Source organism: Kitasatospora sp. NPDC001159 (genome assembly GCF_053598235.1).
This window is the reverse complement of sequence record NZ_JBSFJV010000170.1, coordinates 1-9,403: the sequence shown is the minus strand read 5'-3', so window position 1 is coordinate 9,403 and position 9,403 is coordinate 1. Positions and strand designations below refer to the sequence as shown.

Sequence of the window (9,403 nt, the reverse complement as noted above, 5' to 3'; positions counted from 1 at the left end):
TGTCATGGTTTGTCCGATTTGTCGGCTACTGACCGAACTGCCGCCGATGCTCTGGGTGCCGGCGACCTCCCTGGACCGAGACCCGCGTCACACTCGGATGCGTGAACCGCACACGCTGTCGGCGCGATCAGAGCCCGTATGGATCGCCGAGCCGACGGTGCCGCTGTGCGGGCGGCGAGCCGCTCCGCCTCCGGCAGCAGCCCCACGCTGGTCAGCGAGCAGCTGATCCCGCTGCTCCCCCGCCCGGGTCGAGGCGTGCATGCGGGCCCGGGAGGCCGGGGCGACGGTCCATCTGGAGAACGGCGTGCCCGCGCTGGACTGAGCATCTGCCGGAGCCGGGGCCGAGGCCTCGCCGGAACGGCGACCGCACCGGGGTGGCGACCAGGGCGCGGCAGGCCCGCCCGCCGCCACGACCAGGCGGCCGGAGGTGCGGGCCGTGGCCAGCGGCGGTCAGGGGCGTCAGCCGTGCTGCTGCCCGAACGGAGTACACCTCGTCCGGCGGCTCCACCGCCCCGCCACCGGCAGCGGCCGGTGGCGGGGAGCACGGGACCGCGATGGCGGACGGGCAACGGGGCCGCCACGCCGCGTGGACTCCGAGTGACCGGTGACGCGGGCGCGGATCGGCAGCGACACGCTGGACCCGCTCGTCCTGGCCCGCGGCTCGTGACGGGTCTCGTTCCCCCGTGCCCCGCTTCCGTCCGGGTGCGGAAACCTCGAACCTCGGCAGAATCGATGTGTGGGGGACGGCCTCGGCTGTGCCGCAGGTGCCTACGTGAGAGGACCATGCCATGCCCGACTTCCACCCGAAGCACGATCACCTGATCGTCAAGCCGATCGGGGGCTCGGCCCCGCAGGACCCGGCGAGGTGGAAGGGCGAGGTGGTGGCGGTGGGGCCCGGCCGACAGCTGGAGAGCGGCAAGCCGCACCCGGTGGATGTCAAGGTCGGCGAGAAGATCCTCTTCAACAGGCTCTCCGGATCGGAGATCGAGGTGGAGGGGCAGGAGTACGTCGAGCTTCCCGAGGACGAGGTCCTCGCGCTCTCCGCGGAGTAGGGACAGGGCGACGGGCGTACCCGGCACCCGATGTCTTCGATCCGGACAGCCCCAGGCCCCCGAAACCTTTGGAGATTCCCGCCATGCCCGAGCAGTCACCTGCCCGGATCGGCGTCACCGGACTGGCCGTGATGGGCCGCAACCTGGCCAGGAACTTCGCCCGCCACGGATACCGCGTGGCTGTGCACAACCGCACGCAGGCGCGGACCACGGCGCTGCTGGAGGAGTTCGGGCATGAGGGCGAGTTCGTGGCCGCCGGGACCACGGAGGAGTTCGTCGCGGCTCTGGAACGCCCCCGTCTGATCATGATCATGGTCAAGGCCGGGGCGCCGACCGACGCGGTCATCGACGGGCTGGTGCCGCTGCTCGACGAGGGCGACGTGGTGGTGGACGGCGGGAACGCGCACTTCCTCGACACCAGGAGGCGGGAGGCGGCCCTGCGGGAACGCGGACTGCACTTCGTGGGCAGCGGGATCTCCGGTGGTGAGCAGGGCGCGCTGGAGGGGCCGAGCATCATGCCCGGCGGGACACCGGAGGCCTACCGGGTCCTGGGGCCGTTGCTGGAGGACATCGCGGCCAAGGTCGACGGCAAGCCCTGCTGCACCCATGTCGGACCGGACGGCGCCGGTCACTTCGTCAAGATGGTCCACAACGGGATCGAGTACGCCGACATGCAGCTCATCGCCGAGGCGTACGACCTGCTGCGGCACGGAGCGGGACTGCAGCCCGACGCAATCGCCGAGGTCTTCCGGACCTGGAACGCCGGGCGCCTGGAGTCCTACCTGATCGAGATCACCGCCGAGGTCCTCGCCCACACCGATGCGGCGACCGGGAAGCCCTTCGTCGACGTCGCGCTGGACCAGGCCGAGCAGAAGGGCACCGGCCGCTGGACGGTCCAGAGCGCGCTGGAGCTCGGCGTGCCCGTGAGCGGGATCGCCGAGGCGGTCTTCGCCCGGGCGCTGTCCGGCAGCGTGCCGCTCCGGCAGGCTGGACGGGGGCTGCCCGGCCCCACCGAGACGTGGCTCGACAGCGCGGCGGCGGACCGGTTCGCGGACGACGTCGAGCAGGCTCTGTACGCCTCCAAGATGGTGGCCTACGCCCAGGGCTTCAACCAGATCCAGGCCGGCAGCGCGGAGTACTCCTGGCGGATCGACCCCGGTGAGATGGCCGCGATCTGGCGCGGCGGTTGCATCATCAGGGCTCGGTTCCTGGACCGGATCCGGGCCGCGTACGAGGCGGATCGGGAGCGTCCCACGCTGCTGACCGACGCGCACTTCCGGGAGTCGCTCGGCTCCGCGCAGTCGGCTTGGCGACGGGTTGTCTCGGTGGCGGCCCAACTGGGGGTGCCCGCCGCCGGTTTCGCAACCGCGCTCGCCTACTACGACGGCCTGCGGGCGGAGCGTCTTCCGGCCGCACTGGTGCAGGGACAGCGGGACTTCTTCGGCGCACACACCTACCGCCGGGTCGACCGGGACGGGACCTTCCATACCCGTTGGGAGGTCGAGGGCCGCCCGGAGGAACAGCGCTGATATACCCTCAACCGCTCTACGGGAAAAGGTATTCCACCGATCTCACGCAGGCCCGGAGAGCGTCCTCCACCGGCCGGTCGCCCCTGCGTTCGAGTCGCTTCACACCGCGGGCGCAGGTCCGGGACGGGGACGCGCGGGGTGGGCGGGCGCTGTGACGATGGAGGATCCTTCGTGCCGGGGTCGGCGTGCACGGCACCGCTGTCAGTCTCCGGGGACGGTGAGATCGGCACGCGCCGGCATGTCCGTGGCGGTCAGTAGTACTCCCCGACAGCGCGCCAGCGCGTGAGCCATGCCTCGCGGTGTGGCCGCCGGTCGGGACGGGCATGCACCCGGCGCAGACACAGCTCGCTCGGGGTGTCGACGAAGACGATCAGGTCGTAGAAGCCGGCCAACTCCGGCCAGGCGGTCAGCACCCCTTCGCCGATCACCGCACCCGCCGGCAGCACGCTGCGCGGCTCGCCGGCCCGAAGAGCGTTCGTGGTGCCGGGCCGCACCCGGCATCTACACCGTCGGCGACGCCGCCTCCTGGCACAACACCCACTTCGGCACCCGCATGCGGCTCGAGCACCGGACGAACGCCACCGAACAGGCCATCGCCGCAGCCGGCAACCTGCTCGGCGAGGCCACCCCGTTCTCCCCCGTGCCCTACTTCTGGACCGACCAGGACGACACCAGGATCCAGGCGTAGGAACAGCACCCGCCCGGAGCCCTGGGCCCCGACGGAGCGACCGCGCGTCTGACCGCGCGGTCGCTCGGAGCGTTCACCGGACCGGTGACGTGTGCTAAGGAACGGTTCGCTGCGGGCGAGCCCGTCTGGCGGCCCTTCCGGCGGGCGGGGAGAATGGTGATCGCAAGGCTTGCCGCCGCGAGACGCGGAGTTGGTAACTGGTGTGAAGAGCTCCCCTCGCCCCGCCGAGTCCGCCACGCCGCTCGCACCCGGGCCCGGCGCCGGTGAGAAGGGGCTCAGGTCGGGCGCCCTGGGGCTGTTCTCGTCGGTGGCGATCGGGATCTCCTCGACCGCGCCGGCGTACAGCCTGGCGGCGACGCTCGGCGTGATCGTGGCCGGGGTGGGGCTGCAGGCCCCCATCATCACCATGCTGGCGTTCGTGCCGATGCTGCTGATCGCGTACGCCTACCGGGAGCTGAACGCCGTCGACGCCGACTGCGGGACGACCTTCACCTGGGCCACCCGCGCGTTCGGCCCACGGGCCGGCTGGATGGGCGGCTGGGGCCTGATCGTCGCCGACGTGATCGTGATGGCGAACCTGGCCGAGATCGCCGGCATCTACGGCTTCCGGCTGGTCGGGCTGGAGTCGCTGGCGACCAGCCGGACGTGGACCACCGTGGCCGGGGTGGTCTGGATCGCCCTGATGACGGCGGTCTGCTACGTGGGCATCGAGGTGTCGGCGGCCATGCAGCGCTGGCTGCTCTGCCTGGAGGTCGCGGTCCTGCTGCTTCTCGCCGTCACCGCCCTGGTCAAGGTCTACACCGGCGGCCCGCCGACCGCGATGCACGTCTCCGCCTCCTGGTTCAATCCGCTGAACGTCCCCTCCGCCCAGGCGCTGACCACCGGGGTGCTCGCCGCGGTGTTCATCTACTGGGGGTGGGACACCGCGCTCACCGTCAACGAGGAGACCGCGGACAGCCGGCACACCCCCGGGCGGGCCGCCGTGCTGTCCACCGTGCTGCTGCTGGTCATCTACGGCCTGGTCGCCACCTCGGCGCAGGCCTTCGCCGGGGTCGGCACCACGGGCGTCGGGCTGGCCAACCCGGACAACTCCGGAGACGTGCTCTCCGGCCTCGGCGGGGCGGTGTTCGGCACCGCCGGGCTCGGCCACGCGCTCACCAAACTGCTGATCCTGATGGTGCTGACCTCGGCGGTCGCCTCCGCCCAGACCACCATCCTGCCGGGCGCCCGCACCGTCTTCTCGATGGCCGCGCACAAGACCGTGCCGGCCGGCTTCGCCCGGCTGCACCGCCGGTTCCTGACCCCGACCTGGTCGACCGTGGGCATGGGGCTGGTGTCGATCGCCTTCCTGGTGCTGCTCACCTCGGTCAGCCACAACGTGCTGGCCGACTCCATCGGCTCGGTGGGCCTGGCGATCGCCTTCTACTACGGCCTGACCGGCTTCGCCTGCGTCTGGTACTACCGCCGGGTGCTCACCCGCAGCCGCCGGGACCTGCTGTTCAAGGGCGTGCTGCCGGGGATCGGCGGGCTGATCATGCTGTTCCTGTTCTGCTACGCCGCCTTCCACGTCTACGCCGCCCCCGGCTACGGCGCGACCTCCGTCCGGCTGCCGCTGCTCGGCCGGGTCGGCGGGGTGACCGTACTGGGGCTGGGCGCGCTGCTGATCGGCGTGGTGCTGATGCCGGTGGTCACCCGGGAGCACACTGCGGCGCTGCGGCTGCAACGCAGCCTGCTGCCGCATCGGCTGCCGGCGCTGAGCGCGGTCGAGTCGGCCAGCCGCTACCTGCCAGCCGACACCCGCTCCGGGGTGGGCGGGGACTGGTACGACGTCATCCCGCTGTCCGGCAGCCGGGTCGGCCTGGTGGTCGGCGAGGTGCTCGGCCACGGCCTGCGGGCCGCCGCCGCGATGGGCCGACTGCGGGCCGGCGTCCGGGTGCTGGCCCGGCTGGACCTGGAACCGGACGAGTTGCTCGCCCACCTGGACGACGTGGTGCGCGAGGAGGACGGCCCGGGCGGCCCGCGCGGCGGCGTGACCTGCCTGTACGCGGTGTACGACCCGGTCGACGGCCGGTGCAGCCTGGCCCGGGCAGGCCACGCGCCGCCCGTCGTGGCCGACCCGGTGGGCGGCGTCCGCTACACGGAGCTGCCAGCCGGGCGGCCGCTGGGGCTGGGCGGCCCGCCGTTCCAGCGCGCCGAGCTGGACCTGCCAGCCGACAGCCTGATCGCCCTGTACACGGACGGCCTGGTGGAGGCCGTCGACGGCCGGCGCGGGCTCGCCGAGACGCTGGCCGGGCTCCGCCGGCCGCTGGAGAGCCTGTGCGACGAGGCCCTGGCGACCCTGCTGCCCGGGCCGGTGGACGACGACGCCGTCCTGCTGCTGGTCCGCACCCGCCGGCTCGACGCCGGGCAGGTCACCGACTGGGAGCTGGCGCCCGACCCGGCGGCGGTCGCCCAGGCGCGTCGCATGGTCACCGGGCGGCTGGACGAATGGGGCCTGGCGGAGCTCGTGTTCACCACCGAGCTGATCGTCAGCGAGCTGGTCACCAACGCGATCCGGTACGCCCCCGGGCCGGTCCGGGTCCGGCTGATCCGGGACCGCAGCCTGATCTGCGAGGTCTCCGACACCGGGCACACCTCGCCGCACCTGCGCCAGGCCGCCCGGGACGACGAGGGCGGGCGCGGCCTGTACATCATCGCCCAGCTCACCGAGCGCTGGGGCACCCGCTACACCGAGAACGGCAAGACCATCTGGACCGAGCAGGCCCTGCCCGCCGAGGGCTGACGGCTCCAGCTCCGAGGCGCGGGCCGCATCGGGCGGGCCGGAGGTGTTGATGCGCTGCCGGTCGATCCGGGAAGGGAGAGGCGCTTAACTGTGGAGTGGGGGAATGACGCGGCTGTGGGGACGAGCGGGGCAGAAGGGCAGTCCGGTGGCTGATGTCTCGAACACGAGGGCGTGGCGGTCGCCGCAATTCCTGCCCCGGTGGTCGCACCGTGTCACGATCGGTGGCTATGTGCTGGTCGCGATCGCGGTGGCGCTGGATTTCGCCAGCGGGCCCGGTGTCACGTTCACCCCGATGCTCGCCGCCCTCCCCGTACTGGCCGGTGCGGGCACCCGCCGGGCCACGGCCCCGCTGGCGGCCGGGGTGGTCGCCGGTGCTCTCGTCGTCGGCCTGGCGGCCTACGACGCCGACGTGCCCGCGGTCGTGATGGCGACCGCGGCGGCCACAGTGGTCGTGGTCACCTTCTTCAGCTGCGCCAACGTCGTGGTGGTGACGGCCCAGGAACGGGAGCTGGCCAGGGTCCGCACGGTCGCCGAAGCCGCGCAGCGTGCCCTGCTGCGCCTGGTGCCGCGGCGGATGGGGCCACTGGTGGTCGCGGTGCGCTATGTGGCGGCGGAGGCCGAGGCACGGATCGGCGGGGATCTGTACGAGGTGATGCCGACCCCGTACGGGGTGCGGTTGTTCCTCGGCGACGTGTGCGGCAAGGGCTTGGCCGCGGTGGAGACCGCGGCCGACGTGCTGGGGGTGTTCCGTGAGGCCGCGCGGGCCGAGCCGGATCTGGCGGAGGTGGCCAGGCGGCTGGACTCGGCGCTCCTCCGTCGTCCGGCGAGTGAGGAGTTCGTCACGGCGGTTCTGGTCAGCATCCCCGACGCACCGGGACCGGCGGTCGTGGTCAACTGCGGGCACCCACCGCCGCTGCTTTGCCATGACGGTCAGGTCAGCACGGTGGAGCCGTCCGTCGAGGCGCCCCCGCTGGCACTGCTCGACCTGGTCGGCGGGAACTACCATGCCGGGCCGATCGCCTTCGATCGCGGTGACCTGCTGCTGCTCTACACGGATGGCGTGTCCGAGGCCCGGGACGCGGCGAACCGGTTCTACCCGCTCGCCCAACGCCTGGCCGCCCTGCCGCACGGGGAGCCGGACGCCCTGCTGGACGAGCTACTCCTGGACGTGCGGGCGTACGTCGGCTCCGGGCTGACGGACGACGCGGCCCTGCTCGCCGTCCGCCGGGAGCGGTGACCGGTTCACCGGCTCCATCGAAGCGAGCCCGTGCACCCCTCCCCGGTTACCACCACGAGGAGCACGGGCCGGGCGACTGCCAAGGCGGTTCATGCGACTACCGGGGCGGCGGTTGGTGCCGGTACTCCTCCAGCGCTGGCGACGTCCTCATCGCGAGGAAGTTCGTGATGGTGTACTCGGCCAGCCCCGCCACCGAGTACGGGTCGCTCTTGGTGATGTCCTCGATCTGCGCCCGGTCGACACCGACCGCCACGATGACCGCACCATCGCGGGGGTCCTTGGGGCCCGATGCGATGAAGACGCCGGATTCGTAGTTCGAGTCGAGCCAGGCAACGTGCTCGGGGTGGGCCGCTTCGATGCGCTCAAGCGGCGCGATGTAGGTCAGCTCAAGAATGAACATGATCAACATCATAGCGCTGGGTAACAGACCGGTCGCGCAGAGGCAGCGGCGCCGATCGCCTGCCGCCGGCCCCGTGTCGCCCCCAGGCCCTCGGAGGGAGGCGAATGAGAACCGCCACCCCATCCGGATCCGGGCGGCGGCCGGCGATCGGGTTCAGACCTGTTGAGGCCGCCGTCGACGAAGAGCCGACAGTCCATTCGGGCCTCCCGAGCAGCTCCTTCGGGTGGCGATCGGCCACCACCGGCCGGCAACGGCCCGGCGGACCCGGCGGCGCCTGCACAATGGCGCGCCCGATGCTGGTGGCCGACGGACGGACGACAGGGATGGCCTCGAACACCCGCGCACACGCACCGCTGGACGGCATGACCATGGTGCTGCGCAAGCTCCCGCAGGTGACTGTGCTGTTCTGGACGCTCAAGACGGTCGCCGTGACTCTCGGAGAGTCCGCCGGAGACCTGCTCGGTATCAGCCTCCAGCTCGGCTACGTCACCACCGCGTTCCTCTTCCTCGCGTTCTTCCTGGTCGTCGTCGTGGCCCAAGTGCGGGCGAAGCGGTTCCACCCGGCGCTGTACTGGTCGGTGGTGCTGGGCACGAGCATGGTCGGCACCGAGGTATCCGACTTCCTCAACCGCGGATTCGGCCACGGCAGCGCCCCCGACGGCATCGGCTACGCCTCCGGCGCCATGATCCTTGCCGTCCTGCTGGCGCTGGTCTTCCTCGTGTGGTGGCGCACCGGGCAGACGTACGACGTGGAGAACATCTCCAGCCGCACCGGCGAGATCCTGTACTGGATCGCGATCCTGATCTCCAACACCCTGGGCACCTCTAGCGGCGACTGGCTCTCGGACGACACCGGCCTGGGCTTTCGTAACGCCTTCTTGGTCATCGTGGGCATCATGGCGCTGATCGTGGCCGCGTACTACCTGACGCCGATCAATCAGATGGTGCTGTTCTGGCTGGCGTTCATCCTCACTCGCCCCCTGGGCGCGGCCGGCGGCGACGCGCTGACCAAGCCTGTGGCCCAGGGCGGCCTGGGCTGGGGCACGGCGGGCGGCACCGCAGCACTGAGCGCCCTGCTCCTGGCCCTGATCGCCTACCAGACCTGGCACATCCGCCGCCACCCCCTGGCCCCGCTGCCGGTCCCCGTGGACCGGCGCACCGGACAGCCTCAGCGCCCCAACGGAGCCCTGGTTGTGCCTTCCACTCCGACCCGGGTGTTGTAGCGCCGGGGGGCGAGGGAGCGGATGCCCGGCCAGTGGGCGAACTCCGGTACCGTGCCGGTGTCGTTGAGCGCCCGGCAGGGCTGGACGGACCGCACCTTGCCGAGGCGGGCGCGCGGCGCACGGCGGTCGTGCCGGGCTCGGACCTGACGTCCGAGGCGGTCACGGTCGGCCCCGGGTCGTGCGCCGCGCGCCCGTGCCGCGTTGTCCGTGCCGTGCTGTCCGGACGGCCGGGAAACGGCACGAGGGCCTGTGTCCGCGCGAATGCGCGGACACAGGCCCTCGTGGGTCACCCCGGTGACCCCTGTCCGGCCCCTGGGGCAAGGGGGGAACCGAGGGGTCGGCTCAGTACCAGTGGTGGGTCTGCCAGAAGGCCCAGGCGGCGTTCGGGCTGCCGTAGCGGGAGTTCATGTAGTCCAGCGTCCACTTGATCTGGGTGCGCGGGTTGGTCTTCCAGTCCGCGCCGGCCGAGGCCATCTTGGAGGCCGGCAGCGC

General features: G+C 72.0%; 8 protein-coding genes and 1 pseudogene. 6 read left to right on the top strand and 3 right to left on the bottom strand.

Annotation, left to right across the window (positions count from 1 at the left end; genetic code table 11):
* Positions 1-788: 788 nt before the first annotated feature.
* Both ACWC9T_RS39345 and gndA read left to right on the top strand, forming a co-directional pair.
* The gene (locus tag ACWC9T_RS39345) at positions 789-1,052 is read left to right on the top strand and encodes a co-chaperone GroES (protein WP_449825844.1); all 264 of its coding nucleotides are present in this window, start codon (positions 789-791) and stop codon (positions 1,050-1,052) included.
* 83 nt (positions 1,053-1,135) lie between these two features.
* Positions 1,136-2,581 (top strand): NADP-dependent phosphogluconate dehydrogenase, encoded by a 1,446-nt coding sequence (gene gndA / locus ACWC9T_RS39340; protein WP_449825843.1) that lies wholly within the window; start codon positions 1,136-1,138, stop codon positions 2,579-2,581.
* Positions 2,582-2,832: 251 nt separating this feature from the next.
* Here the strand turns inward: gndA and ACWC9T_RS39335 are convergent, their stop codons facing one another.
* Entirely contained in the window at positions 2,833-3,075 is a 243-nt protein-coding gene (locus tag ACWC9T_RS39335) for a hypothetical protein (RefSeq protein WP_449825845.1), read from the bottom strand.
* On the opposite strand from ACWC9T_RS39335, the pseudogene ACWC9T_RS39330 reads away from it, so the two are divergent.
* From ACWC9T_RS39330 to ACWC9T_RS39320, 3 genes and pseudogenes are all read left to right on the top strand, one after another.
* Positions 3,063-3,266 (top strand): annotated as a pseudogene (locus tag ACWC9T_RS39330) (NAD(P)/FAD-dependent oxidoreductase); the annotation flags it as partial. The gene ACWC9T_RS39335 and the pseudogene ACWC9T_RS39330 sit on opposite strands and share 13 nt — an antisense overlap.
* A 205-nt stretch (positions 3,267-3,471) precedes the next feature.
* The gene (locus ACWC9T_RS39325; protein WP_449825842.1) at positions 3,472-6,051 is read left to right on the top strand and encodes a SpoIIE family protein phosphatase; all 2,580 of its coding nucleotides are present in this window, start codon (positions 3,472-3,474) and stop codon (positions 6,049-6,051) included.
* Between the two features lie 229 nt (positions 6,052-6,280).
* A complete protein-coding gene (locus tag ACWC9T_RS39320) occupies positions 6,281-7,288 on the top strand; it encodes a PP2C family protein-serine/threonine phosphatase (RefSeq protein ID WP_449825841.1) in 1,008 nt (335 codons plus the stop codon).
* 97 nt (positions 7,289-7,385) lie between these two features.
* Here ACWC9T_RS39320 and ACWC9T_RS39315 read toward each other — a convergent pair whose 3' ends face one another.
* Positions 7,386-7,688: a YciI family protein gene (locus tag ACWC9T_RS39315; RefSeq protein ID WP_449825840.1), complete on the bottom strand. Its 303-nt coding sequence runs from the start codon at positions 7,686-7,688 to the stop codon at positions 7,386-7,388.
* A 323-nt stretch (positions 7,689-8,011) separates the two neighbouring features.
* Here ACWC9T_RS39315 and ACWC9T_RS39310 point away from each other — a divergent pair, with 323 nt between their 5' ends.
* Positions 8,012-8,911 carry a COG4705 family protein gene (locus tag ACWC9T_RS39310; protein ID WP_449825839.1) on the top strand — a complete coding sequence of 300 codons (900 nt, stop codon included), beginning with the start codon at positions 8,012-8,014 and terminating at the stop codon, positions 8,909-8,911.
* A gap of 342 nt (positions 8,912-9,253) precedes the next feature.
* Here ACWC9T_RS39310 and ACWC9T_RS39305 read toward each other — a convergent pair.
* On the bottom strand, positions 9,254-9,403 hold a 150-nt coding region (locus tag ACWC9T_RS39305; RefSeq protein WP_449825779.1), incomplete at its 5' end, for an aggregation-promoting factor C-terminal-like domain-containing protein.

Excerpts from the sequence above, each read along its gene's own strand:
- ACWC9T_RS39345 (WP_449825844.1), top strand. The coding sequence starts at position 789 with ATGCCCGACTTCCACCCGAAGCACGATCACCTGATCGTCAAGCCGATC.
- gndA (WP_449825843.1), top strand. The coding sequence starts at position 1,136 with ATGCCCGAGCAGTCACCTGCCCGGATCGGCGTCACCGGACTGGCCGTG.
- ACWC9T_RS39315 (WP_449825840.1), bottom strand. The coding sequence starts at position 7,688 with ATGTTCATTCTTGAGCTGACCTACATCGCGCCGCTTGAGCGCATCGAA.
- ACWC9T_RS39310 (WP_449825839.1), top strand. The coding sequence starts at position 8,012 with ATGGCCTCGAACACCCGCGCACACGCACCGCTGGACGGCATGACCATG.